Source organism: Pseudomonas sp. S3_A09, assembly GCF_054668065.1.
In genome coordinates, this window is sequence record NZ_CP162752.1 from 5,328,589 (window position 1) to 5,353,659 (window position 25,071).

The window sequence follows — 25,071 nt, forward strand, 5'->3', positions numbered from 1 at the left end:
TTACCGCGTACTTTCAGGCTGTGCGCGTTTTCGTTGACGACCTTCGCGAGCAAGCTCGCTCCTACAATGGGATTGGCGTTGTTGCTCAGTGCTTGCGCTATTGGCCCCGACTACCAGCGCCCGGAAGTCGTGGAACCGGCGCAGTTCAAGGAAGCCCAGGGCTGGCGTCAGGCTACCCCTAGTGACTCCCTGGCCCGTGGCGCCTGGTGGGAACTGTACGGCGACCGCCAGCTCAACGACTTGGTGATGCGCCTGAACACGGCCAACCAGACCGTGGCCCAGGCCGAGGCGCGCTTCCGCCAGGCCCAGGCGCTGGCGCGCAGTTCCCGTGGCGCTTTTTACCCCACCGTTGACCTTAGCGTGGGGAAAACCCGCGCCAGTCAGGGCACCGGCAGCAGCAACGCGAGCCTGAGCAGTTCCAGCAGCGGCATTCGCGACACCCTCAATGCCCAGTTGGGCGTGAGCTGGGAAGCGGATATCTGGGGCAAATTGCGTCGCGGCCTGGAAGCCAACGAAGCCAGCGCCGAAGCCAGCTCGGCGGACCTGGCGGCGATGCGCCTGAGCCAGCAATCGGAACTGGTGCAAAGTTACCTGCAACTGCGCGTCATGGATGAACAGACGCGCTTGCTGCAAGCCACGCTGGAGACCTATCAACGCTCCCTGCAAATGACTGAAAACCAGTACCGGGCCGGGGTCTCCGGCAAGGACGCGGTGGCCCAGGCACAAACCCAGCTCAAGACCACCCAGGCCAGCCTGATCGACCTGATCTGGCAGCGTGCCCAATTGGAAAACGCGATTGCCGTGTTGATCGGCGAGGCACCGGCCAACTTCAACCTGGCGGTGAGCAAGGATATCCCGGCACTGCCGCAGATTCCGGTGAGCCTGCCGTCGCAATTGCTGGAACGCCGTCCGGACATCGCCTCGGCCGAACGCTCGGTGATCGCCGCCAACGCCAATATCGGTGTCGCCAAGGCGGCCTACTACCCGGACCTGAGCCTGAGCTTGGCCGGCGGCTACTCCAGCAGTACCTACGCCGACTGGATCAGCCTGCCGAATCGCTTCTGGTCGGTGGGGCCGAAACTCGCCATGACCCTGTTTGACGGTGGCCAGCGTTCGGCGGAAGTCGACCGTACCGTGGCCTCCTATGATGAGACGGTGGCCAAGTACCGCCAGACCGTGCTGGATGGTTTCCGCGAAGTGGAAAACTACATGGTGCAGCTCAAGGTGCTGGAAGACGAGGCGGTGGTCAGCAACGAAGCGCTGGAGGCCGCACGTGAATCGCTGCGCCTGACCCAGAATCAGTACAAGGCCGGCCTGATTGCCTACCTGGACGTAGTCACCGTGCAAGCCACGGCCTTGAGCAACGAACGCACGGTGCTGACCTTGCTGCAGACGCGCCTGGTTGCCAGCGTGCAATTGATCGCGGCATTGGGCGGCGGTTGGGACGGGCAGACACCGATCGCGGACAAAAAATAAACATAAACCGAGCCATTGTGGGAGCGGGCTTGCTCGCGAATGCGGAGTGTCAGTCACTGAACATTTGATGATTCACTGCCTTCGCGAGCAAGCCCGCTCCCACATTCGGCCGCAACTGACCCTCGGGTTCGAGTAGCTGTTGAGCCATATGATTGACGTCAAAATGCCACTAATGGCGCTCTGATAATTAATCAACTGTTCAATAATTATTCTCGCTACAATCGCCCGCTTTGCCACCTGGTACGGGCGTCTTAGTCCCGTTGTGCACGAGAAGTCCCATGCTCATCGGTAGTTATTCACCCTCCCTGGTCGTGATCTCGCTGTTCGTGGCGATCCTGGCTTCCTACACCGCGCTGGACCTGTCCGGACGCATCGCCACCGCCAATGGCCGCGCTGTCTATTTATGGATAACCGGCGGCGCCATCGCGATGGGCGTAGGGGTCTGGTCGATGCACTTTATCGGCATGCTGGCGTTGCGCTTGCCGTTTGCCTTGGGCTTCGACCTGGGGATCACGGCGCTGTCGTTGTTGATCGCGGTGTTGTCGAGCGGCTTTGCCTTGTGGCTGATCAGTCAGCCGCGTTTACCTGCCTGGCAACTGGCGTTTGGCGCGCTGGTCATGGGCACCGGCATTGCGTGTATGCATTACACCGGCATGGCCGCGATGCGCATGACGCCGGGCATTGACTATGACCCCACTCTGTTTGGCGCTTCGTTGTTGATCGCCGTCGCGGCGTCTGGCGCTGCGCTGTGGATCGCCCATAACTTGCGTCGTAACGCGCCGTATGTGCGCCTTGCGCGTGGGGGCGCCGCGGTGGTGATGGGCTTTGCCATCGTCGGCATGCATTACACGGGGATGGCCGCGGCACGTTTCGCCGATGACAGCGTTTGCGGTGCTGCACTGAACGGCTTGAGCGGCAAGGGGCTGGACAACCTGGTGCTGGTGACCACCCTGGCCGTGCTGGCCATCGCCTTGCTCACCTCGTTGCTCGATGCACGCCTGGAAGCGCGTACTGCAGTGCTGGCCGATTCCCTGACCCTGGCCAACCAGGAACTGACCCACCTGGCCCTGCACGACATGCTCACGGGTTTGCCCAATCGCACCTTGTTGGCCGATCGCATTCAACAGGCCATGCAGGTCGTGAAAGAGCAGGGCGGTTGCTTCGCGCTGATGTTTATCGACCTCGACGGCTTCAAACCGGTCAACGATGCGTTTGGCCATCACATGGGTGACCAATTGTTGCGTGAGGTCGGCCTGCGCCTGCGCGAAGACTTGCGCAGTCAGGACACCTTGGCGCGCATTGGCGGCGATGAGTTCGTGTTGCTGGTGCAACTGACTCAGCCGGACGATGCCCTTGGCCTTGCCGAGCGCCAAGTGATCCTGATCAACCGAGCGTTCCAGGTGGCCGAGCATGAGCTTAAGATCTCTGCCAGCGTGGGCATCGCCATGTTCCCGGGCAACGGCCACAACCCCCAGGAATTGCTGATGAACGCCGACGCCGCGATGTACCACGCCAAAGGCATGGGCAAGAATGGCTACAGCTTCTTTGATGCCTCGATGAACACCAATGCACGCAAGCAATTGCAACTGCTGCAGGACTTGCGCAATGCGGTGGAGCAGGAGCAATTCCGCTTGTACTACCAGCCCAAGTGCGACGCGGTCAGCGGTATCCCGGTGGGGGCCGAGGCCCTGCTGCGCTGGGAGCATCCGCAACAAGGGCTACTGCTGCCGGCGATGTTTATCGAGCTGGCGGAAAAGACCGGCCTGATCATTCCGATCGGTGAATGGGTGCTCAACGAGGCCTGTCGCCAGATGAGCCTGTGGTACGCCCAGGGCTACGAAGACTGGCGTATTGCCGTGAATCTGTCGGCGTTGCAGTTCTGCCACGCCGGGTTGGTCAAGAGCGTGGCCGACGCCCTGGAGCGGCACCAGTTGCCGGCTAATAACCTGACCCTGGAAATCACCGAAACCACTGCCATGACCGACGCCGATGCGAGCATGACCGTGTTGCAGCAGCTGTCGGACATGGGCGTCGATTTGTCCATCGACGACTTCGGCACCGGTTATTCCAGCCTGATGTACCTCAAGCGCCTGCCGGCCAACGAGCTGAAGATCGACCGGGGTTTTGTACGCGACCTGGAACACGACAGCGACGACGCCGCCATCGTTTCCGCCATTGTCGCCCTCGGCCAGGCCCTGGGGCTGCGCATTGTCGCCGAAGGCGTGGAAACCGATGTGCAGCAGAGTTTCCTCACCCGACTGGGGTGCAACTCCCTGCAGGGGTATCTGCTGGGCCATCCGTTGCCGGCGGAGGGGTTCATGACGGACATCCAGCGCGCCGAAGAGGCGGTAGCGCCTGACAAAAGCCGTGCGTGACGGTTATTCTTGGATCCAACCCTTAGCATCAGGTTGAATCAGGAGACCGCACCCATGGACAAAGTCGTCATCATCACCGGAGGCAGCCGTGGGATTGGCGCCGAGACGGCCTTGCTGGCCGCCCGCCAGGGCTATCGCATCTGCATCAACTACCAGTCCGACGAAGACGCAGCCCATCGTGTGCTCGAACAGGTGCGGGCGCTGGGTGCCCAGGCCATTGCCGTGCGCGCGGATGTGAGCATCGAGGATGAAGTGATCGCGCTGTTCCATCGGGTGGACGCCGAGTTGGGCCGTGTCACCGCATTGGTCAACAATGCCGGCACGGTGGGGCATAAATCCCGCGTGGATGAGATGTCCGAATTCCGCATCCTGAAAGTCATGAAGACCAACGTGCTCGGCCCGATCCTCTGTGCCAAGCATGCGGTGCTGCGCATGTCGCCCAAGCATGGCGGGCAGGGTGGTAGCATCGTCAACGTGTCGTCAGTGGCGGCTCGCTTGGGTTCGCCGGGTGAATACGTCGACTACGCGGCCTCCAAAGGCGCACTCGACACCTTCACCCTGGGCTTGTCCAAAGAGGTGGCGGGTGAGGGTATTCGTGTCAACGCCGTGCGGCCTGGCTACATCTTCACCGACTTCCATGCCCTGAGCGGCGACCCCGACCGGGTCAGCAAGTTGGAATCCGGTATTCCCATGGCCCGAGGCGGGCGCCCGGATGAAGTGGCGGAAGCGATTATCTGGTTGCTCTCGGATAAGGCGTCTTATGCCACCGGGACGTTCCTCGATTTGGGCGGTGGTCGTTAAGCCCCTGCTGCTTACGTCTGTAGATGGCGCAGCACGTCGTAACCCTTGCGGGAGAACGCCTGGAGCAGGCTGGCTTCGGAATTGTCCGGAATGCTGTAACCGTTGCTGGCCGAGCCCTCTATCTGTCCATTACGGCGATGGCTGGCATACAAGTAACGATCGTCTGCGTTATCGAGAAATCGCAATACCTTGTCCAGGTCGATCGCCAACAGGGCGCCCCATTGGCGCTTGCATTTCGCGTAGCTGTTGCGTGCGCGTTCTTGTGTGGCCTCTTGTGGAGTGGGGTTCCTGCTCAAAACGATCGGATAATACGCCCCAATGTTTCCATGGCTTCCTCCGATGCCTCGGTCCACGGACTGCCGTAATTCAGGCGAATGCAGTTCCTGAAGCGCTGGGTCGCCGAGAAGATCGGCCCCGGCGCAATGCTGATGCCTTGCGCCAAGGCCATCTGGAACAACTTTAACGAATCCGTCTGCTCCGGCAGCTCCAGCCACAGGAAATACCCGCCGGCGGGTTGGCTGACGCGCGTCTGCGCCGGGAAGTAGCGGGCGATGGCCGTCAGCATGGCGCTTTGCTGTTCCTCCAGGGCATAGCGCAATTTGCGCAGGTGCCGGTCATAACCGCCGTGCTGCAAGTAATCGGCAATCGCCGCCTGGGCGGGCATTGAAGGGCAAAGCGAGGTCATCAACTTCAGGCGCTCAACCTTTTGCGCAAAGCGCCCGGCGGCCACCCAACCCACGCGATAGCCGGGGGCCAGGCTCTTGGCGAAAGAGCCGCAATGCATCACCAGGCCTTCGGTGTCGAACGCCTTGGCGGGTTTCGGCGCCTGTTGGCCGTAATACAGTTCGGCGTACACATCGTCTTCGATCAAGGGCACTTGATGGCCGCGTAACAGCTCCACCAGTGCCTGCTTCTTGGCTTCCGGCAGGGTTGCGCCCATGGGATTCTGGAAGCTGGTCATGGTCCAGCAGGCCTTGATCGGGTAGCGCTCCAGGGTTTGCGCGAGCGCGTTGAGGTCAATGCCATCGCGCGGGTGCACGGGGATTTCCACTGCCTTGAGTTTCAATCGCTCCAACACTTGCAGGCAGGCGTAGAACGCAGGGGCTTCGATGGCCACCAGGTCACCGGGTTCCGTGACGGCTTGCAGGCACAGGTTCAAAGCCTCCAACGCGCCGTTGGTGATCAGCAGCTCTTCCATCGGCAGCATCAACCCGCCGACCATGTAGCGCAGGGCAATCTGCCGGCGCAGTTGCGGGTTGCCCGGCGACATGTCGGTGACCACCAGGCGCGGGTCCATCTCACGGCTGGCGCTGGCCAGGAGCGCGCCAGGCGCGGCAGTGGAAACAGCATAGGGCTGGGGAACGCCGAGCCGAACGGTACGGTGTTCGGGTCCTTGATCGAATCGAGTACCGAGAACACCAGTTCGCTCACATCCACTTCGGTGGACTCATGCACCTGCTCACTCACCACCGGCTCGGAAAACGGGCTGGGGGCATGGGTATTGACGAAGTACCCGGAGCGTGGCCGCGCGCGGATCAGGCCACGGCGCTCCAGCAGGTAGTAAGCCTGGAACACCGTGGACGGGCTGATGCCGTAGGTCTGACTGGCATAGCGCACCGAGGGCACTCGCTGGCCGGGGCCCAGCACGCCGGAGCGGATCAGTTCTGCAATGTCGTCGGCGAATTTTTCGTAGCGTTTCATGAATATCCAAAAGATTTACGGTAGGAGCCGGCTTCTACAGGTTGCGAGGGTTCAGCGGTTCAGCGGTGCGACAAAACGGCTGTCGGCAGCGCTGTAGATCCATGGTTCATCCACATCCGTCACCTTGAAGCGCAAGGTCTGCGAACTGCTCGCAGGTTTATCTGCCAGCAACGCCACCGACACGGGTACATCGCTGATTTCCCCCGGCGCCAGGCTGATCTCGGTCTTGCCTTGCAACTGGAAGCCCTCGGCGTCCACCAGCTCCAAGCGATAGTCCTGGCGCTGCTGCGTCTTGTTGATCACCTTGAGGCTGTAGATGTTTTCGATCAAACCCTGGGCGTTCTCGCGGAACATGCCCCGGTCCTTGGTCACGTCCAGCGACACCATTGGCCGCTCCACCAACGCCACCACCAGCGCCGCAATCATCACCAGCAGCACGGCACTGTAGCCGATCAGACGCGGCCTTAGCAGGTGCGTCTTGCCGCCTTGCAGTTGATGTTCGCTGGTGTAGCTCACCAGGCCGCGCGGGTAGCCCATTTTGTCCATGATCGAATCGCAGGCGTCGATGCACGCCGCGCAGCCGATGCACTCCATTTGCAGGCCGTCGCGGATGTCGATGCCAGTGGGGCAGACCTGCACGCACAGCTGGCAGTCGATGCAGTCGCCCAGGCCGACGTCGGCGGGTTTGACCTCACGTTTGCGCGGGCCACGCTGTTCGCCGCGTGCCACGTCATAGGAAATGGTCAGTGTGTCTTTGTCGAACATTACGCTCTGGAACCGCGCATACGGGCACATGTGCATGCACACCGCTTCACGCAGCCAGCCGGCATTGATGTAGGTGGCGCCGGTAAAGAACAGCACCCAGAACAGGCTGACGCCGCCCATCTGCCAGGTCAGTAGTTCGGCCGCCAAGGGGCGGATCGGCGTGAAATAGCCGACAAACGTCAGACCGGTCAGCACGCTGATGCCCAGCCATAACGTGTGCTTGGCCGAGCGTCGCGCCAATTTGTTCAGGCTCCAGGGTGCGGCTTGCAGCTTGATGCGCTGGTTGCGCTCGCCTTCGGTGACTTTTTCGCACCACATGAACAGCCAGGTGAACGAGCTTTGCGGGCAGGTGTAGCCGCACCAGACGCGACCGGCGAACACCGTGATCGCAAACAGGCCGAAGGCGCAGATGATCAGCAGCGCCGACAGCAGGATGAAGTCCTGCGGCCAGAACGTCGCACCGAAGATGTGAAATTTGCTTTCAGCCAGGTCCCACAGCACCGCCTGCCGATCGTCCCAGTTCAGCCACACGGTGCCGAAAAAGGCCAGGAACAGGAAGCCCGCACCGCTCACGCGCAAGGTACGGAACAGCCCGGTGAAACTGCGGGTATGAATCAGGTTGTCACTGGATTTGGCCTTCACCTTCTTTGGGTGTGTGGGCTCAAAGATTTCCACGGTTGGGATGTGTTCGCTCATGGTCATTCGCTCATCAGCCTCCATCAGGCGGATGAACTATGCGCGTGACGCTGTTTGCATAACAGACTCAGGTATGGCGATAAAAAGCGGATCAGAAGGTGCGCGGGAAGATCGCTGCGACAATGTGCTGCACCCCGTGGCGTCAGGGGTGCAGCGTTATTTTGAATGCGCTGACACAGATCAATTAAATCAGCGAACCAGGTTCTTCTGCCTTCACGTGCTGACGCCCGTCATGGGCGCCGGCCACGGTCAGGGCATCGGCCTCCGCTTCAGTGATGTAGATCCGTTCGGCGGCCAATTCCACGTAGGACATGGATTTGTCGAGGTCGGTAACAATATTGACCCGAGTCGCCGGCACGCTCTGTTCCTGGCCGTTGTCATCGAGCATGAAGTAGCACAGGTGGTTTTCGATACGAATGGGCATGCCGTTCTCCTTATTCATGGGCTATGAGGATTAGGGGGCAGCAATGTGTGGGGGTTCCAGGCAACTGACTGGCGGTCACCGCTGTCCATCCTTTACCAACCATGACAAAGGACAGCTTCGATGGACGCTTGGTGGCTTGAAGTGTGGCAAACCCTGCAGGCTGAATTCGCCGACATTGGCGACGCCAAGCAGCTCACCCAGATCACCGTGCGCCTGCTGATCGCGGCGACCCTGGGCGGCATCCTTGGCTTTGAGCGAGAGAGCAAGGGCAAGGCCGCCGGGGTGCGCACCCACATGCTGGTGGCGTTGGGCGCGGCTTTGTTTGTGATGGTGCCGCAAATGTCCGGCAACCAGGCGGATGCCATGAGCCGGGTGGTGCAGGGTGTGATTGCGGGGATCGGCTTCCTGGGCGCGGGCACGATCATCAAGGGCAAGGATGATGAAGAGGGCCACGTCAAAGGCCTGACCACCGCAGCCGGTTTGTGGATGACCGCTGCGATCGGGGTGTCGGCCGGGTTGGGCCGGGAATCGACAGCGGTACTCAGTACGTTACTGGCCTTGGTGGTGTTCAGCGTGATGCCGAAGATCGTCAAGCGTTTCGAGAAGGACTGACGATCACTGGCGGCATGGTCGTAGGGGGTTCCTCCACCGGCGGTGGCTCATTTTCGGGTGGTTCTTTTTCCGGAATGGGCTGCGGTTCGGTGGGCGGCAGGGTCGGTTTGTCGATATTCGGGTCCGGCGTTTCTGCCGGGATCGGGATATTCATCGGTGTGGCCTCCTTTGTGCTTTGCTCTATCGGTGGACAGCCGCCGGGGCGAATTGATTCCCCGCCCGATGGCGGCATATCCAGCTGAACTTTTAACCGGAGCCCAGGCTCGGACCTATTACGGTCATGCTCAGGAAGAGCGCGGCCGCCTCAGAATTCGGATCAAGCAAAGAGCGTCCACAGGGCGTAAGGGGAAGATGCTCGATGACTGCTGAAATAGAATCTTTGTTACCACTGTCCCAGGCACTGTTGCTGCCCAGGATTGCGATCGAAAGCACCACCCCCGTGATTGATGGCGGCGAATTTGCCGTGAAGGCCGTGGTCGGCCAACAGGTCAATGTCACCAGCAAAGTGTTCGCCGATGGCCATGACAAGCTCGCCGTGCTGATCCGCTGGCGCCCGCTGCAGGATGAAAGCTGGCACAGCGTGGTCATGACCGACGTGGGCAACAACGGCTGGGAGGGCACGTTTACCGTGACCCAGCAAGGCCCTCACGAATACTGCATCGAGGCCTGGATCGATACCTTCGCCAGCTTTTGCTATGAGCTACGCAAGAAACATGAGGCCGGCGTGCCGGTCAGCCTGGAGTTGCAGGAAGGCCGTAGCCTGGTGCTGCAAGCCGCCGAGCGCAGTTACAATGAGCTGCGCGATCGCCTGATGTTGCTGCACCATGAACTCTCCGGGCTGCTGGAAACCGAGCAGGTCGCGCAGTTCCTGCACGAAGACAGTGCACACCTGATGACCCAGGCCGATCATCGCGCCTATTTGAGCATCAGCACGGTTTACCCGATTGATGTGGAGCGTGAGGCGGCGCTGTTTGCCAGCTGGTATGAGCTGTTTCCACGCTCGATCACTGACGATCCTGCGCGTCACGGCACCTTTAATGACGTGCACTCGCGGCTGTCGATGATCCATGACATGGGCTTCGACGTGCTGTACTTCCCGCCGATCCACCCGATCGGGCGTAGCCACCGCAAGGGCAAGAACAACTCGCTGACCGCCGGCCCGGACGATCCGGGCAGCCCTTACGCGATTGGCAGCGAGGAGGGTGGCCATGAAGCCATCCATCCGCAACTGGGCAGTCGCGATGACTTCCGTCGCCTGGTCCAGGCGGCCGCCGAGCATGGGTTGGAGATTGCCCTGGACTTCGCGATCCAGTGTTCCCAGGACCATCCATGGCTCAAGGCCCATCCCGGCTGGTTCAACTGGCGCCCGGACGGCACGATCAAATACGCGGAGAACCCACCGAAGAAGTATCAGGACATCGTCAACGTCGACTTTTATGCCGCAGATGCCATCCCGAGCCTGTGGACGGAACTGCGCGACATCGTGGTGGGCTGGGTGGAAGAGGGCGTGAAGACCTTTCGCGTCGACAACCCCCACACCAAGCCGCTGCCGTTCTGGCAATGGCTGATCAGCGATGTCCGGTCCAAGTACCCCGAGGTGATTTTTCTCGCCGAAGCCTTCACCACCCCGGCGATGATGGCGCGCCTGGGTAAGGTCGGCTATTCCCAGAGCTACACCTATTTCACCTGGCGTAACACCAAGGCCGAGTTGAGCGAATACCTGACGCAGCTGAACGAATCACCGTGGCGCGAGTGCTACCGGCCGAATTTCTTCGTCAATACGCCGGACATCAACCCTGCCTTCCTGCACGAATCCGGCCGTGCCGGCTTCTTGATCCGTGCGGCACTGGCCACCATGGGCTCAGGGCTCTGGGGCATGTATTCAGGTTTCGAATTGTGCGAATCGGCCCCGGTGCCGGGTAAAGAGGAATACCTGGACTCGGAGAAATACGAAATCCGCCCACGGGACTACACGGCGCCCGGCAATATCATCGCCGAGATCGCCCAGCTCAACCGCATCCGCCGGCAGAACCCGGCGCTGCAGACGCACCTGGGGCTCAAGCTCTACAACGCCTGGAACGACAACATCCTGTATTTCGGCAAGCGCAGCGAGGATGGCAGCAACTTCATCCTGGTGGCCGTGAACCTTGACCCATTCAACGCCCAGGAAGCCCATTTCGAGTTGCCGCTATGGGAGTTGGGCCTGCCGGACGACGCCCAGACCCAGGGCGAAGACTTGATGAACGGCCATCGCTGGACCTGGTATGGCAAGAACCAGTGGACGCGACTGGACCCACAGATGCCCTTTGGAATCTGGCGTATCAGCCATTCCCCAGCCTGATGGAGATCCCCGGTGGGAGCGGGCTTGCCTGCGATTGCGATGTGTCAGTTCAGGTACTGACAGACCGTTATCGCAAGCAAGCCAGCGCCCGCACTGGATCGTATTCCGGCCACAGAATTTTAGTGTTTTCAGGAGTTTCCAATGGCGAAGAAACCCAACGCTGCCACCTTTATCAAAGACCCGCTCTGGTACAAAGACGCGGTGATTTATCAGGTTCACGTCAAATCCTATTTCGACTCCAATAACGACGGTATCGGTGATTTTCCCGGCCTGATCGCCAAGCTCGACTACATCGCCGATCTGGGCGTGAACACCATTTGGTTGCTGCCGTTCTATCCCTCGCCACGCCGTGACGATGGCTATGACATTGCCGAATACCGTGGCGTGCACAGCGACTACGGCACCATGGCCGACGCCAAGCGCTTCATCGCCGAGGCGCACAAGCGCGGGCTGCGGGTGATCACCGAGCTGGTGATCAACCACACCTCCGACCAGCACCCCTGGTTCCAGCGCGCACGCAAGGCCAAGCCCGGCTCGGCGGCACGGGACTTCTACGTGTGGTCGGATGACGACCAGAAATACGACGGCACGCGCATCATCTTCCTCGACACCGAGAAGTCCAACTGGACTTGGGACCCAGTCGCGGGCCAATACTTCTGGCACCGTTTCTACTCTCACCAGCCCGACCTCAACTTTGACAACCCCCAGGTGATGAAAGCCGTGTTGTCGGTGATGCGCTACTGGTTGGACATGGGCATCGACGGCCTGCGCCTCGACGCCATCCCGTACCTGATCGAGCGCGACGGCACTAACAACGAAAACCTTCCTGAAACCCACGATGTGCTCAAGCAGATCCGCGCCGAAATCGACGCCCATTATCCTGACCGTATGCTGCTGGCCGAAGCCAATCAGTGGCCGGAAGACACGCAGCTGTACTTCGGTGACAAGAAGGGCGACGACGGCGATGAATGCCACATGGCGTTTCACTTCCCGCTGATGCCACGCATGTATATGGCGCTGGCCCAGGAAGATCGCTTCCCGATCACTGACATCCTGCGTCAGACTCCGGAAATTCCGGCCAACTGCCAGTGGGCGATCTTCCTGCGCAACCACGATGAGCTAACATTGGAAATGGTCACCGACAAGGAGCGCGATTACCTGTGGAACTACTACGCCGCTGACCGTCGCGCGCGGATCAACCTGGGTATTCGTCGCCGTCTTGCACCGTTGATGGAGCGCGACCGTCGTCGAGTCGAGCTGCTCAACAGCCTGTTGCTGTCGATGCCCGGTACGCCCACCCTGTACTACGGCGATGAGATCGGCATGGGCGATAACATCTACCTCGGCGACCGCGATGGCGTGCGCACGCCGATGCAATGGTCCATCGACCGCAATGGCGGGTTCTCTCGCGCCGACCCGGCCAGCCTGGTACTGCCGCCGATCATGGACCCGCAATACGGCTACCCGTCGGTGAATGTCGAGACCCAGGCCCAGGACCCCCATTCGCTGCTGAACTGGACCCGGCGCATGCTGGCGGTGCGCAAGCAGTCCAAGGCGTTTGGTCGTGGCAGCTTGAAAATGCTCTCGCCGAGCAACCGCCGCATCCTGGCCTATACCCGTGAATTCACCGGCGAAGATGGGCGCAACGAGATCATCCTCTGCGTGGCCAACGTGTCGCGCAGTGCCCAGGCGGCCGAGCTGGACCTGTCGGCATTCGCCGGCATGGTGCCGGTGGAGATGCTGGGCGGTAATGCCTTCCCGCCCATCGGCCAGTTGAATTTCCTGCTGACCCTGGCGCCCTATGGCTTTTATTGGTTCGTGCTGGCGCCGGAAAACCAGATGCCCAGCTGGCACGTGGAGCCGGCCCAGAGCATGCCGGACTTCACCACGCTGGTGTTGAAAAAGCGTATGGAAGAACTGCTGGACGAACCGTGCCGCGCCTCTTTGGAACAGACCGTGCTGCCAGCCTGGCTGCCCAAGCGCCGCTGGTTCGCCGGCAAGGACACGGCCATCGACAGCGTGCGCATTGCTTATGGCGTGCGCTTTGGCGACCCGCAACACCCGGTGTTGCTCAGCGAACTGGAAGTGACGGCCGGTGGACAGGTCAGTCGTTATCAGTTGCCGTTCGGTTTCCTCGGCGAAGATCAGTTCACCAGCGCCTTGCCGCAGCAATTGGCGTTGGCCCGTGTGCGGCGCGTGCGTCAGGTGGGGTTGGTGACCGATGCCTTCAGCCTCGAACACTTTGTCCGCGCCGTGATCCAGGGGTTGCAGGCGGGTACCCTGCTCAACACCCATGAAGGCGAGCTGCGCTTTGCGGCCACCCCGCACCTGGCCAAGCTGCAACTGACGGATGAGTCCGAGGTGCGCTACCTGTCGGCCGAGCAGTCCAACAGCTCGGTGGTGGTGGGCGAGAGCCTGGTGCTCAAGCTGATCCGCAAAGTCGCCTCCGGCGTGCACCCGGAACTGGAAATGAGCGCCTACCTGACCGAAGCCGGCTACCCGAATATCTCGCCGTTGCTGGGCTCGATGATTCGCCACGACGCCGAGGGCCAGGACAACCTGCTGATGATTGCCCAAGGCTACTTGAGCAACCAGGGCGACGCCTGGGGCTGGACCCAGAATAACCTGGAGCGCGCGATCCGCGACGAACTGGCCGAAGCCATGTCCGAACAGGAACAGCACTACAACGCCCTCGGCGAGTTGGCTGACTTTGCCGGGTTGCTTGGCCAACGCCTGGGCGAGATGCACCGGGTGCTCGGCGCGAAAACCACCAACAAGGACTTCAAGCCGGAAGTCACCACTGTCAAGGACACCCAGGCCTGGGCCAAGGATGTCGGCGCGCAATTGGACCGCGCGTTGCAACTGCTCAAACTTCATCAAAGCCAGTTGAACCTGGCGGATCAAGCGCTGGTCAGTGAATTGCTGGCGCAGAAAAAAGCCATCGCCAGCCATGTGCAGGCCCTGGCGAAAGCCACGGCCGGCGGATTGCGTATTCGGGTCCATGGTGACTTGCACCTGGGCCAGGTGCTGGTGGTCAAGGGCGATGCCTACCTGATCGACTTTGAAGGTGAGCCGGCGCGCCCACTGCATGAGCGACGCGGCAAGCACAGCCCGTATAAAGATGTGAGCGGCGTGTTGCGTTCCTTCGACTATGCAGCGGCCATGGCCTTGAATGTACAAGGGGTGGATCACTCGCCCGAGGCGGACCAGGCGCGCAAACGCGTGACTGACCGTTACCTGAAAGAAGCACGCCAGGCCTTTATCCAGGCCTATCAGTCCGCTACGTCTACACTGGCGCATGACTGGCAGGATGCCAAAGGCCAGGACGCAGCGCTGACGTTGTTCAGCCTGGAGAAGGCCGCGTATGAAGTGGCCTACGAAGCGGAAAACCGCCCGACCTGGTTGCCAGTGCCCCTGCAAGGGTTGCACGGACTGTTGAGCGGGCTTGCGCCTATATCGAAAACTGCACGCGGTGGGGAGACGTCATGAGCTTTACAAATAAAGAACCGCTGCAACCGAAGTTGACGGCATTGCCGGCGTCCAAGGACGTCGAAGCGCTGGTACGCGCCGAACACCATGACCCGTTCTCGATTCTCGGGCCACACGATGATGATCACGGCGGCCAGTTTATCCGTGCGTTCCTGCCTGAAGCGTTGAGTGTCCAGGTACTGGCCCGCGACAGTGGCGAGCAGATCGGTAGCCTGGACGCGAGCCAGGTGCCCGGTCTGTTTGTCGGGCACTTTCACACGCGCCAGGCGTACCTGTTGAAAATCCAGTGGGCGGGTGGCGAGCAGATCACGGAAGACCCTTATAGCTTCCAGCAACTGTTGCTCGGTGAAATGGACCTGTACCTGTTCGCCGAAGGCAATCACCGCGACCTTGGCAGCTGCCTCGGTGCCCAGGTGACCAGCGTCGACGGCGTGCAAGGTGTGCGTTTTGCGGTGTGGGCACCGAATGCTCGGCGGGTGTCGGTGGTGGGCGACTTCAATATCTGGGACGGTCGCCGACACCCGATGCGCCTGCGCCATCCTTCCGGCGTGTGGGAGATCTTTATCCCACGCCTGCAGCCGGGCGCCGCCTACAAGTACGAAGTGCTCGGCGCCAACGGGATCCTGCCGCTCAAGGCCGACCCTGTGGCGCTGGCCACCCAATTGCCGCCGGACACTGCGTCAAAGGTCGCCGAGCCCTTGCAGGTCGACTGGCAGGACCACGCATGGATGCAGTCGCGGGTGGAAAAGCAGAAGACCACCGCGCCGCTGTCGATCTATGAATTGCACGTGGGTTCCTGGCAGGCCGAGCTGGACGAGGCGGGCGAAGTGGCACGCCAGTACAATTGGCGCGAGCTGGCCGAACGTCTGATTCCCTATGTGCAGCAACTGGGCTTCACCCATATCGAGTTGATGCCGATCATGGAGCATCCGTTCGGCGGCTCGTGGGGCTATCAGGCCTTGTCACAATTCGCACCGACGGCACGCTTTGGCTCGCCGCAGGATTTCGCCTATTTCGTCGATGCACTGCATCAGGCCGATATCGGCGTGATCCTCGATTGGGTGCCGGCGCACTTTCCCACGGATACCCACGGCCTGGCGCAATTTGACGGCACCGCGCTGTACGAATATGCCAACCCGCTGGAAGGTTTCCACCAGGATTGGGACACGCTGATCTACAACCTGGGCCGCACCGAAGTGCATGGTTTCATGCTGGCTTCGGCGCTGCACTGGCTCAAACATTTCCACATTGACGGGCTGCGCGTGGATGCGGTGGCCTCGATGCTCTACCGCGACTACTCGCGCAAGGCCGGCGAGTGGGTACCGAACCGTCATGGCGGCCGCGAAAACCTGGAAGCGATCGACTTCCTGCGTCACCTGAACGATGTGGTCGCCATCGAGGCGCCTGGCGCCCTGGTGATCGCCGAGGAATCCACCGCCTGGCCCGGCGTCAGCCAGCCGACCCAGCAGGGCGGCCTGGGCTTCAACTACAAATGGAACATGGGCTGGATGCACGATTCCCTGCATTACATCCAGCAGGACCCGGTGTATCGCGCCCATCACCACAACGAGCTGAGTTTCGGCCTGGTATACGCCTGGTCCGAGCGTTTCATCCTACCGATCTCCCACGATGAGGTGGTGCACGGCAAGCATTCGCTGATCGACAAGATGCCTGGCGACCGCTGGCAGAAGTTTGCCAACCTGCGTGCCTATCTGGCGTTCATGTGGATGCACCCCGGCAAAAAACTGTTGTTCATGGGCTGCGAATTCGGCCAATGGCGCGAGTGGAACCACGACCAGCAGCTGGATTGGTACTTGCTGCAGTATGCTGAGCACAAAGGCGTGCAAAGGCTGGTCGGCGACCTTAACCGCCTGTACCGCGAGGAACCCGCCCTGCATGAGCAGGACGACGCGCCCCAAGGCTTCCAGTGGCTGATCGGTGACGATGCGATCAACAGCGTCTACGCCTGGCTGCGCTGGAGCAAGGACGGCAGGCCAGTGCTGGTGGTGGCCAACTTCACCCCGGTGCCGCGTGAGGGTTATAAAGTCGGCGTGCCGTTCAGCGGGCGCTGGAGCGAAGTGATCAATAGCGACGCGGACATGTACGCCGGCTCCAATTACGGAAATGGAGGGGAGATATTTACCCAGGATGAGCCGCACCATGGACAGGCGGTATCGCTGTCGTTGAATCTCCCGCCGCTTGGCGTACTGATTCTGCGTCCGGAACCGCTTTAAAGGCTCTACCGTGCTGGATTCTGTTGTCCGCACTACTGGCAGGGTGCCACAATGGCGCCTTTGTCGTGGCAGTCGGATCGGGCGAATTTCATGAATGGCCTTGAGCGTGGGCAGGACCATGATTGCTTCATAGAGGAGCAGGTGCGAACCGATCGTTTGCACCAGCTGTTCCGGCAGTCATTCGCTGCGATATTCGGCAGTTACCTGGCTGCGGTGATGCTGTGCTGGCTGTGCTGGGAGCGGTTTGACCATCAGGTTATCTTGGTCTGGCTGGTGGTATTGGCGGCGACGTCGCTGATTCGCATCATGATGTTCATGAAGTGGTTTCGCTGCCCCAATGCCGAACGCACTCCAGACCGCTGGGAACGCCGTTACTGGGTTACGTTGCTGCTGTCTGCCGCAACCTGGGGCCTCGGCGCCTTGGCGGTGATGCCCACCGATGATCGGTTGTCCCAGGTGCTGGTGATGCTGTTTACCGTGGGCATGTCGGTCAGCGCCGTGTCCTGTTACTCGGCTTATCGCTACATGACGCTGGCTTCCATGGCCGTGGTGCTGTTGCCGTGCACGCTATGGCTGCTGTTCCAGCCGTCGTCGATGCAAGTGGGCGTAGCCGTTGCGGTGCTGGTGTTCTCCACCTTTGTCGTCAGCGCCACGCGCAAGCTCTCGGATGCTTTGGAGAAGGCCTTTCGCCTGACCCGGCAGATGGAGCGTGCCCACAACATTTCCACCCGCGCCGCACAGACCGACGAACTCACCGGCCTGATGAACCGCCGTGCCTTCTTTGAACATGCCCAGGTGTTGTACGCCCAATGCCGTCACAACCGGCAACCGCTGTGTGCGCTGATGATGGACATGGACCACTTCAAGGAAATCAACGACACCTACGGCCACCAGGCTGGTGACCAGGTGTTGCGTCAGATCGGCGGGGTGATCAGCACGTCGTTCCGCCAAGCCGATGTGTACGGGCGCCTGGGCGGCGAAGAGTTTGCTGTGTTGCTGCCCAATACGTCGCTGGAAACCGCGCGGGATATTGCCGAGCAGTTGATCAAGGCCATTTCGGGATTGGCCTCCGAGCCGGTGCATGGGTTGACCGCCAGTCTGGGTGTGGCGTCCACCCATGCGCAGGATCAGGACTTGCACGGCCTGATGAACACCGCTGACAAGGCCCTGTATCGCGCCAAGGCCCAGGGCCGCAATCAGGTGGCAGTGGCGGAGTAGGGCTCAGGGCATCGCCTTGGCGAGCGCCCGGGCAACCTGGTCGGCGGAGTAGGGCTTGGGCAGGAACTCAAACCCTTCGTAACCGCTGTCGGCCAGTTCCTCGCTGTAGCCAGACGTAAGCACCACCGGCAAGTCCGCGCGCCGTTGCCGCAGTACTTTCGCCATGGCTACGCCGGTCATACCGGGCATCACCACATCCGAAAAAACGCCATCGAACGCCAGGGCGTCCGTGCCGGCCAAGGCGAGGGCCTGCTCCGCGTTGGTGGCCCAAGTGGTCTGGTAGCCCAGATCCTGGAGGATCTGGGTGGCGAAGCGGCCCACTTCGAGGTTGTCTTCCACGATCAGGATGTGGCGTTGCGCGGCATCGTGCGTGGGCGCAGGGCCTTGCTGCGGTTGCTCGTCAGGTAGCGCCTGTGGCGTCGCCTCTGGCAGGTATAGCGTAAAGACCGAGCCTTGCCCTGGGGTGCTGACGACTTCTACGTTGCCCCCGGACTGCTTGGCAAAGCCGAATACCTGGGACAGTCCCAGCCCGGTGCCTTTGCCTACGGCCTTGGTGGTAAAGAACGGCTCGAAAATGCGTTCGACGGCGTCGCCAGGAATACCGCTGCCGGTATCGGCCAGGGAAATGCTCACAAACGGTTGTCGGGCTTCCGCATCGCCCCGGATCCGTGGCATTGCTTCGACAGTGACCACGCGCAGGGTCAGGGTGCCTTGACCCTCCATCGCATCCCGGGCATTAAGGGCGATATTGATCAGCGCGGTTTCGAACTGGCTGGCGTCCACCCGTACATGGCAAGGGTGCTCGGGCAGTTGCACCTGCACGTGGATGCGTGCGCCGGTGACGCTTTCAAGCATTTCGCCAATGTTCTTGACCCGCTGGCCCGCATCGAAGACTTCCGGGTTGAGCGGTTGGCGCCGGGCGAACGCGAGGAGTTGGCTGGTGAGCTTGCTGGCGCGCTCGACGGTGTCGGAAACAGCGCTCATGTAGCGCTGGCGCCGCTCTTCGGAAAGCCCGGGCTGGCGCAGAAAGTCGACCGACGAGCGAATGATGGTCAGCAGGTTGTTGAAGTCATGGGCAACGCCACCGGTCAATTGGCCGATGGCTTCGAGTTTCTGCGACTGGTGCAACGCGGCTTCGGCCTGGGTGAGGGCGGCAGTGCGCTCCATTACACGCTGTTCGAGGGTGGCATTCAGCTCGGTGAACGCCGCCAGGCCTTCGCGTACGGCGGCGTCGGCGCGTACCCGTTCGATATGGGCCCAGGAGCGTTCGGTGACTTCGCCTACCAGCGCCAGGTCGTAGGGTGACCAGACGCGCGCCTTCTTGTGATGCACCGCCATCAAGGCGGTCAGGCGGCCGTCCTTGATCAGTGGGAAACACACCGTCGCCAGGACGTCCAGGGCCTGATAGCTGGCGGCTTCCTCGGGTGGGAACTCCACCCGGTTGTCCTCAACCACCAGTGGCTCACCCGCGCGCAACTGCCGCACTGCCCGTGCGCCGAACGAGGCGAGGCTGTAGCGCCCTACAATGCTGGGCGAGCCCGGTGCCGCCCAATTGCCGCGAATGGTGAAGCCGTCTTCGTCGGCGTCCATGTCCGCGTAAGCGCAGTTGGACACCTGCAAGTGCTCAGCCAGCAGGCGTGTGGTGGTGGACATGATGGTTTCGGCGTCGGTGGCATTGGCCACCGCACTGCCCACGGCATCCAGCACGGCCAGGCGGCGGGCGAGGAACACGGTGGCGGTGGTTTCCGTAACGGTGTCGAGCATGCCCACGACCCTGCCTTGAGGGTCGCGGATCGGGCTGTAGCAAAAGGTGAAGTACGCCTGCTCGGAACCGTTGCCGCGCTCGATCAGCAGGGGGAAGTTCTCGATGTAGGTGGCATGCCCCTCGAACGCCGCATTGGCGATGGGGCCGATGTCTGCCCACGCCTCATGCCACACCTCGCTGAACGGGCGGCCCAGCGCATAGGGCTTGTCCCCCAGAATCGGGATGAAGGCGTCGTTGTACAGCATGGTCAACTGCGGCCCCCACACAATGGATTGGGGGAAGCTTGAGGCGAGGCAAAGCGCCACGGTGGTCTTGAGCACATCCGGCCACTGCTCCAGCGGCCCCAGGGGCGAGCTTGCCCAATCATGCAGGCGAACCCGCTCAGCCATGTCGCTGCTGCTTTGCAGCCAATTCATCGCGAGAACACCTTGTTTGCCACCGCCTGTCGAACGCCTGAAGTCAGGTTAACTATCAACAGACCGGAATGACCGCTGCCAAGTTCAGCGCCATTATCCATGAGATGGCGATTTGATGCTGCAACCGTTTGATCGACCTGCACATTGACTTATTGCGCGCCGAAAACCCCCGTCCAGTAAATCCCTGCATCACTCTTCGGGTCCATGGCATACGCCGCGCCCAGTTCACGGAATTGCGGGTTCATCAGGTTGGCGCAATGGGCCGGGCTGGCCAGCCAGCCATCCACGACTTTGCGTGGGGTATCCAGGCCGGCGGCGATGTTCTCGCCGATGTTCTTCGCGATGTATCCCGCCAGTTCGGCACGGTCGCCAGGGGTACGGCCGTCATGGTCGAGGTGGTCAAAGAAATTGCCATTGGCCATGTTGCGCGTGTGGCTGTTGGCAGCGCTGGCCAGGTCTTCGTTCCAGGACAAAGGTGTGGTCGCGGTAAAGGCCTGGGTGCCGCACTGGCGCGGCTGCGAACGCGCGGTGTTGATCAGGTTCAGCACCTGCCGGCCTTCGGTCTGCCAGTCGCCCAGGCCGCTGGTGAGCAGTGGACGGGCGAGCACGATGCGCCAGTCCTGGCCGCTGTTGCTCACGCCGATATCGACAAATTGTGGATCCAGCACCACGCGGCAGAAGCTTTCGCGCACGGCCTTCATGGCTGCCTGGGCATCCTTGGGGCCGGACAGGCTGATGGCCTGCACGTTGACCATCGGGTACGCGGCCCGCGCCAGCGCCTGCTGCAGGTCACCGACATTGGTGGCCGGCAGCACCAGCCGCGTATCGCTGGTCAGCGGTGGCAGTTCCTGGGAACCCTGGCCGCCGCAGCGCTGCACCTGGCTGCGGTATTGGTTGATCTCTTGTACCAACTGACTTTCTTCATTCGCCATCGCGCTGGCGCAGAACACCGTACTGGCGGCCAGCGTCGTAAGACCCATCATCAATGACAGAACGCGCATGGACGTTACCCTTGAGCTTGAAAGTGCCCATGATGCGCGATGTAACCCGGTCTGGCGCAACGCCTTTTTTGTTTTTTTGCCTCAATGGATGTTCTGGAGGCCGTTGAAAGCAGCAAAGCGGCGCCATGCCATCACGCTGGCCAGCAGGATCAAGCCCAATGCCACGCTGAACGTTGTATGCAGGCCATAGGCCACGGATTGGGGAAGGGCGCGGGTGACATCCGGGCTGGCCCAGGCGAACACCGCCCCCAATGCCCAGGCGCCGACGATCAGCCCCAGGTTGCGTGACAGGTTTAACAGGCCCGACACCGTGCCACGACGCGCGCCCTCCACGTCGCCCATCACGGCAGTGTTGTTGGCGGCCTGGAACAGGCTGTAGCCGGTGGTCAGGATCACCAAGGCGCCCAAATAGACGAATAGACCCCAAGCGCAGGCCAGCAGCAGGGCGCCACAGGCCATCATGCCCAGGCCGGCCAGCGTCATGCGCGGGCTGCCGAGGCGGTCGGTGAGCCTGCCGGCCGGTACGCCGGTGATGGCCGCGACGCAGGGGCCGACCGCCATGACCAAGCCCATCCATTCGGGATCGAGTCCCAGTCCTTGGGACAAGTAGAACGGGCCGACCACAAACGTGGCCATGATCACAGCGGCCACCAGGGCACTCATGACCAACCCGGTGCGCAACGACGCATCTTTTAATGATGGCCAGAAACCTGAGCCGGCCGAGGAGCGCGCGTGGGGCCGATCAACCGGCAAATAGCAACAGGCAAGGGCGACCGCCACCAATCCCAATGGCACGCCAACCAGAAAGATCGCCTGCCAGCCCCACACACTCAGCAACACGCCGCCGACACTGGGCCCCATCGCGGTGCCAACGGCCGACATCGTGCCCAGCAAACCCATCACCCGGCCGGTACGCGCCTTGGTGACGGTGTCACCGACCATGCCCAGGGCCATGGCCATCATCACTGCTGCGCCGAGGCCCTGCAGGACGCGCGCTGCAATCAGCCACGCCAGGGACGACGCCATGCCGCACAACCCGCACGCCACGGCAAACAGCAGCAACCCGGCGAGCAACGACCGCCGCCGTCCGAACCGGTCGCCCAGACGTCCGGCGCTGACAATCACCGCCGTGATTGCCAGCAGATAGGCCAGCACCACCCATTGCACGGCGTGGAAAGAGGCATCAAACGCCCGTGTCAGGCTGGGCAGCGCGACATTGGCGATGCTGGTGCCCAGGGAGGCCAGCAACATGGAAAGGGACAGGCTGACGAGGCTGCCACGTGAGGTGCTTTGCATGGACAATTCCTTGAATGAAGGCAACTGTCACAAATCTACGGTGTGGCTTAACATGGCGGAAGACGCATGGTGTGCAGTTAATACGTGCACCCAACGCCATATAAGGAGTGCTGATGCCCGATCTCAATCTGCTGATCACCCTGGATGTGCTGCTCGCCGAAGGCAGTGTTGCGGCTGCGGCCAAACGCCTGCGTCTGAGTCCTTCGGCCATGAGCCGAGCCTTGGCCCGTTTGCGCGAAACCACCGGCGACCCCTTGCTGGTACGCGCGGGTCGCGGCCTGGTGGCCACGCCCAGGGCGCTGGAGTTGCGTGATCAGGTCAGTCGTCTGGTGCAAGAGGCCAATGCCGTGCTGCGCCCCGTGCAATCCCTGAATATGAACCAGGTGACGCGCACCTTCACCCTGCGTACCAGCGAAGAGTTTGTCGAAAATTTCGGTCCGGCATTGCTGGCCCGCGCCGCCAGGGACGCGCCCGGCGTGCGCTTGCGGTTCATCCACAAGGCCGACAAGGACAGCACCTTGCTGCGCGAAGGCAGCGTCGACCTGGAGACCGGGGTGGTCGACCCCACTGCCGGCCCGGAAGTGCTGACCCAGGCGCTGTTTCGCGATCGCCTGGTCGGCGTTGTGCGCAGTGGCCACCCCCTCAGCTGGGGTGACGTCAGCGTCGAGCGTTATGCCGCAGGTCAGCACGTCTACGTATCCCGACGGGGCCAGGATCGAGGCCAGATCGACGACTTACTTGAATCCCAGGGCCTCACGCGACAGATCACTACCATTGTCGCCGGTTTCGCCGCTGCCATCGCCTTGGCCCGAGACACTGACTTGATCGCCAGCGTGCCGGAACGCTACACCGCCCATCAAACCGAGGGCCTGCACCGCTTTGCATTGCCGCTGACGTTGCCCACCTTCACCGTGGCGATGCTCTGGCATCCCAGGTTGGATGCCGACCTGGCCCATCGCTGGTTGCGCGGATGTTTGCGTGAGGTGTGTGGGCTGCAACAGGTACAATCGGCGCTGCCTTGACGTTAAACCCAGGAATTTGCATGTTCAGCCTTACCCGCTACACCACGCCGTGCCCCGAGCCCATCAATGCTCAGATCCTGCAGATGGTGGTGGACAACCTCACCGATATCAGCAGCGTGGCGCTGCCGCCGAGCAACCTGTTGTACAACATCTACCAGTATGCCATTGGCTTTGAGGTGCATCTTTACCTGGAGGCGCTGAACGGCGCCAAAGGCATCGCCGTCGAGTTGGTGGTGGCGATGGAAGCGGAAAAACTCATCGGCTTTTGCCTGTACCTGCCGGTGAAGGACGATCCGGAGGCCTGCGGCATTGCGTTCATGGCGGTACAGGTCGGTTACCGGCGTCAAGGTGTGGCGCGCGCAATGATGGGTGACGTGTTGAGCCGCTATCCCCATGCGGAACTGGCGTGCTCAGTGGAGAAGGTGCCGGCGTTCGAGGGCATGGGTTTCCAAGTGCGCGGCGCGCGGGGTACCCAGGTGCTGATGAACACGCGGGACTACGGCACGGAGGGCTTGATGGGCGTGCTGGATGTGGCGTCGATCTACCGCTCATTGGAAGTGCGGCAGATTCATACCTACCTGCTGCAAAAGCACGGCAAGCGCGCCATGGTGGATGCCGAGAAACAACGCGATCGGCACCTTGATCAACTGGCGCGCCGGGTGCAGCTGTTTCTACAGGATCGGGGCTGAAAGACAATCCCGCATTGGCCTTACGGCTTGGCGAGGTTGCCGTTGCCGCCAACGCCGTCATCGGTAATGACACGCCCGCCGTGCCGGTTTATTCCTCGCCTGTCAGACGTTATTCACATGCGACTGCGATTGACCATCGCGAGGATGGTCGCCAGCAACTCCTGCTTCGCCTCTTCACGGCTGATCTCGCCGCTGGCTGCCGCCTGGGACAGCGCCTCCGCAGCGCCCAGCATGCCGCGCAGTCCCGCCTGGGACACGCGACCGAAGGGCGACAGCGCGTCGCGGCATTTATCGAGGAAGATCGCCTCGTACTGGCGCTTGAGTGCTTCCAGCTCCGGCGAGCTGCTAAGGGCCGCAATCACCCCCGGGATTTCCCAACCCTGCAATAACACGCAATCCACATAGGATTCGGCGATCACCCAGGCACGCTCGTCCAGCGTGTCGCCACTGGCCGCGATGGCGTTGGCGAAGACCTGATCCTGGCGCGCATCGAAGTCCTCATACAGCGCCGCCAGCAATCCGGCACGGGTGACGAAATGGTCGTAAACCACCGGCTTGGTCACCCCCGCCAACTCCGCCAGGCGGCCAAGGGTCAGGGCTTCGGTGCCTTCATCGCGCACCAGTTGCCAGGCCACCTCCAAGAGTTGGCGCAGGCGATCTTCACGGGACAGGCGACGGCGGGGGAGGTGGATTCGCTGCTCGACATGCTTATATACCAAAAGTAACTTACTAATCGTAACTTAAGCCTAG

The 25,071-nt window shown here is 61.6% G+C and carries 17 protein-coding genes and 2 pseudogenes; 10 read left to right on the plus strand and 9 right to left on the minus strand.

What is annotated here, in order from left to right; genetic code table 11:
- Positions 1 to 66 precede the first annotated feature (66 nt).
- From AB4N92_RS24840 to AB4N92_RS24850, 3 genes are all read left to right on the plus strand, one after another.
- A complete protein-coding gene (locus tag AB4N92_RS24840) occupies positions 67 to 1,476 on the plus strand; it encodes an efflux transporter outer membrane subunit (protein WP_226994555.1) in 1,410 nt (469 codons plus the stop codon).
- A gap of 278 nt (positions 1,477 to 1,754) precedes the next feature.
- Complete coding sequence (locus tag AB4N92_RS24845; RefSeq protein ID WP_047543196.1) at positions 1,755 to 3,851, plus strand: putative bifunctional diguanylate cyclase/phosphodiesterase; 2,097 nt, start codon at positions 1,755 to 1,757, stop codon at positions 3,849 to 3,851.
- Positions 3,852 to 3,905: 54 nt separating this feature from the next.
- Positions 3,906 to 4,652, plus strand: coding sequence for an SDR family oxidoreductase (locus tag AB4N92_RS24850; protein WP_044287062.1), 747 nt, complete (start codon positions 3,906 to 3,908; stop codon positions 4,650 to 4,652).
- An 11-nt stretch (positions 4,653 to 4,663) separates the two neighbouring features.
- Here the strand turns inward: AB4N92_RS24850 and AB4N92_RS24855 are convergent, their stop codons facing one another.
- From AB4N92_RS24855 to AB4N92_RS24870, 4 genes and pseudogenes are all read right to left on the minus strand, one after another.
- Complete coding sequence (locus AB4N92_RS24855) at positions 4,664 to 4,861, minus strand: hypothetical protein (protein WP_236267214.1); 198 nt, start codon at positions 4,859 to 4,861, stop codon at positions 4,664 to 4,666.
- Between the two features lie 83 nt (positions 4,862 to 4,944).
- A pseudogene (gene mapR / locus AB4N92_RS24860) lies at positions 4,945 to 6,353 on the minus strand (GntR family transcriptional regulator MpaR).
- Between the two features lie 51 nt (positions 6,354 to 6,404).
- The gene (gene ccoG, locus AB4N92_RS24865; protein ID WP_010210738.1) at positions 6,405 to 7,814 is read right to left on the minus strand and encodes a cytochrome c oxidase accessory protein CcoG; all 1,410 of its coding nucleotides are present in this window, start codon (positions 7,812 to 7,814) and stop codon (positions 6,405 to 6,407) included.
- Positions 7,815 to 7,998: 184 nt separating this feature from the next.
- Positions 7,999 to 8,238 (minus strand): DUF3203 family protein, encoded by a 240-nt coding sequence (locus AB4N92_RS24870; protein WP_010210735.1) that lies wholly within the window; start codon positions 8,236 to 8,238, stop codon positions 7,999 to 8,001.
- 120 nt (positions 8,239 to 8,358) lie between these two features.
- Here AB4N92_RS24870 and AB4N92_RS24875 point away from each other — a divergent pair, with 120 nt between their 5' ends.
- Positions 8,359 to 8,850 (plus strand): MgtC/SapB family protein, encoded by a 492-nt coding sequence (locus tag AB4N92_RS24875; protein WP_010210730.1) that lies wholly within the window; start codon positions 8,359 to 8,361, stop codon positions 8,848 to 8,850.
- On the opposite strand, the gene AB4N92_RS24880 is transcribed toward AB4N92_RS24875, so the two are convergent.
- Positions 8,828 to 9,004 (minus strand): hypothetical protein, encoded by a 177-nt coding sequence (locus AB4N92_RS24880; RefSeq protein WP_010210726.1) that lies wholly within the window; start codon positions 9,002 to 9,004, stop codon positions 8,828 to 8,830. The two genes, AB4N92_RS24875 and AB4N92_RS24880, sit on opposite strands and share 23 nt — an antisense overlap.
- 204 nt (positions 9,005 to 9,208) lie before the next feature.
- Here AB4N92_RS24880 and AB4N92_RS24885 point away from each other — a divergent pair, with 204 nt between their 5' ends.
- The 4 genes from AB4N92_RS24885 to AB4N92_RS24900 all read left to right on the plus strand — a co-directional run bounded on the left by AB4N92_RS24885 (position 9,209) and on the right by AB4N92_RS24900 (position 18,132).
- Positions 9,209 to 11,191: an alpha-1,4-glucan--maltose-1-phosphate maltosyltransferase gene (locus AB4N92_RS24885; protein WP_236267213.1), complete on the plus strand. Its 1,983-nt coding sequence runs from the start codon at positions 9,209 to 9,211 to the stop codon at positions 11,189 to 11,191.
- Positions 11,192 to 11,332: 141 nt separating this feature from the next.
- Complete coding sequence (treS, locus tag AB4N92_RS24890) at positions 11,333 to 14,680, plus strand: maltose alpha-D-glucosyltransferase (protein ID WP_047543202.1); 3,348 nt, start codon at positions 11,333 to 11,335, stop codon at positions 14,678 to 14,680.
- Positions 14,677 to 16,914: a 1,4-alpha-glucan branching protein GlgB gene (glgB, locus tag AB4N92_RS24895; RefSeq protein WP_021491756.1), complete on the plus strand. Its 2,238-nt coding sequence runs from the start codon at positions 14,677 to 14,679 to the stop codon at positions 16,912 to 16,914. The genes treS and glgB overlap by 4 nt, the downstream gene beginning before the upstream one ends.
- 51 nt (positions 16,915 to 16,965) lie before the next feature.
- Positions 16,966 to 18,132: a GGDEF domain-containing protein gene (locus tag AB4N92_RS24900; protein ID WP_021491755.1), complete on the plus strand. Its 1,167-nt coding sequence runs from the start codon at positions 16,966 to 16,968 to the stop codon at positions 18,130 to 18,132.
- Between the two features lie 3 nt (positions 18,133 to 18,135).
- Here AB4N92_RS24900 and AB4N92_RS24905 read toward each other — a convergent pair whose 3' ends face one another.
- From AB4N92_RS24905 to AB4N92_RS24915, 3 genes are all read right to left on the minus strand, one after another.
- Positions 18,136 to 20,313, minus strand: coding sequence for a hybrid sensor histidine kinase/response regulator (locus AB4N92_RS24905; RefSeq protein ID WP_021491754.1), 2,178 nt, complete (start codon positions 20,311 to 20,313; stop codon positions 18,136 to 18,138).
- A 149-nt stretch (positions 20,314 to 20,462) separates the two neighbouring features.
- Positions 20,463 to 21,314 (minus strand): CAP domain-containing protein, encoded by an 852-nt coding sequence (locus AB4N92_RS24910; protein WP_236267212.1) that lies wholly within the window; start codon positions 21,312 to 21,314, stop codon positions 20,463 to 20,465.
- 81 nt (positions 21,315 to 21,395) lie between these two features.
- Positions 21,396 to 22,610, minus strand: a complete 1,215-nt coding sequence (locus tag AB4N92_RS24915) for an MFS transporter (protein WP_236267211.1) — start codon at positions 22,608 to 22,610, stop codon at positions 21,396 to 21,398.
- Between the two features lie 113 nt (positions 22,611 to 22,723).
- Here AB4N92_RS24915 and AB4N92_RS24920 point away from each other — a divergent pair, with 113 nt between their 5' ends.
- Positions 22,724 to 23,632, plus strand: coding sequence for a LysR family transcriptional regulator (locus AB4N92_RS24920; protein ID WP_154846843.1), 909 nt, complete (start codon positions 22,724 to 22,726; stop codon positions 23,630 to 23,632).
- Positions 23,633 to 23,652: 20 nt separating this feature from the next.
- Positions 23,653 to 24,321, plus strand: a complete 669-nt coding sequence (locus AB4N92_RS24925) for a GNAT family N-acetyltransferase (protein WP_010210715.1) — start codon at positions 23,653 to 23,655, stop codon at positions 24,319 to 24,321.
- A gap of 113 nt (positions 24,322 to 24,434) precedes the next feature.
- Here the strand turns inward: AB4N92_RS24925 and AB4N92_RS24930 are convergent.
- A pseudogene (locus AB4N92_RS24930) lies at positions 24,435 to 25,027 on the minus strand (TetR/AcrR family transcriptional regulator).
- Positions 25,028 to 25,071: the final 44 nt, after the last annotated feature.

Coding starts and splice junctions, on each gene's coding strand:
- AB4N92_RS24840 (WP_226994555.1), top strand. CDS start 67: ATGGGATTGGCGTTGTTGCTCAGTGCTTGCGCTATTGGCCCCGACTAC.
- AB4N92_RS24845 (WP_047543196.1), top strand. CDS start 1,755: ATGCTCATCGGTAGTTATTCACCCTCCCTGGTCGTGATCTCGCTGTTC.
- AB4N92_RS24850 (WP_044287062.1), top strand. CDS start 3,906: ATGGACAAAGTCGTCATCATCACCGGAGGCAGCCGTGGGATTGGCGCC.
- ccoG (WP_010210738.1), bottom strand. CDS start 7,814: ATGAGCGAACACATCCCAACCGTGGAAATCTTTGAGCCCACACACCCA.
- AB4N92_RS24870 (WP_010210735.1), bottom strand. CDS start 8,238: ATGCCCATTCGTATCGAAAACCACCTGTGCTACTTCATGCTCGATGAC.
- AB4N92_RS24875 (WP_010210730.1), top strand. CDS start 8,359: ATGGACGCTTGGTGGCTTGAAGTGTGGCAAACCCTGCAGGCTGAATTC.
- AB4N92_RS24880 (WP_010210726.1), bottom strand. CDS start 9,004: ATGAATATCCCGATCCCGGCAGAAACGCCGGACCCGAATATCGACAAA.
- AB4N92_RS24885 (WP_236267213.1), top strand. CDS start 9,209: ATGACTGCTGAAATAGAATCTTTGTTACCACTGTCCCAGGCACTGTTG.
- treS (WP_047543202.1), top strand. CDS start 11,333: ATGGCGAAGAAACCCAACGCTGCCACCTTTATCAAAGACCCGCTCTGG.
- glgB (WP_021491756.1), top strand. CDS start 14,677: ATGAGCTTTACAAATAAAGAACCGCTGCAACCGAAGTTGACGGCATTG.
- AB4N92_RS24900 (WP_021491755.1), top strand. CDS start 16,966: ATGGCGCCTTTGTCGTGGCAGTCGGATCGGGCGAATTTCATGAATGGC.
- AB4N92_RS24905 (WP_021491754.1), bottom strand. CDS start 20,313: ATGAATTGGCTGCAAAGCAGCAGCGACATGGCTGAGCGGGTTCGCCTG.
- AB4N92_RS24910 (WP_236267212.1), bottom strand. CDS start 21,314: ATGCGCGTTCTGTCATTGATGATGGGTCTTACGACGCTGGCCGCCAGT.
- AB4N92_RS24915 (WP_236267211.1), bottom strand. CDS start 22,610: ATGCAAAGCACCTCACGTGGCAGCCTCGTCAGCCTGTCCCTTTCCATG.
- AB4N92_RS24920 (WP_154846843.1), top strand. CDS start 22,724: ATGCCCGATCTCAATCTGCTGATCACCCTGGATGTGCTGCTCGCCGAA.
- AB4N92_RS24925 (WP_010210715.1), top strand. CDS start 23,653: ATGTTCAGCCTTACCCGCTACACCACGCCGTGCCCCGAGCCCATCAAT.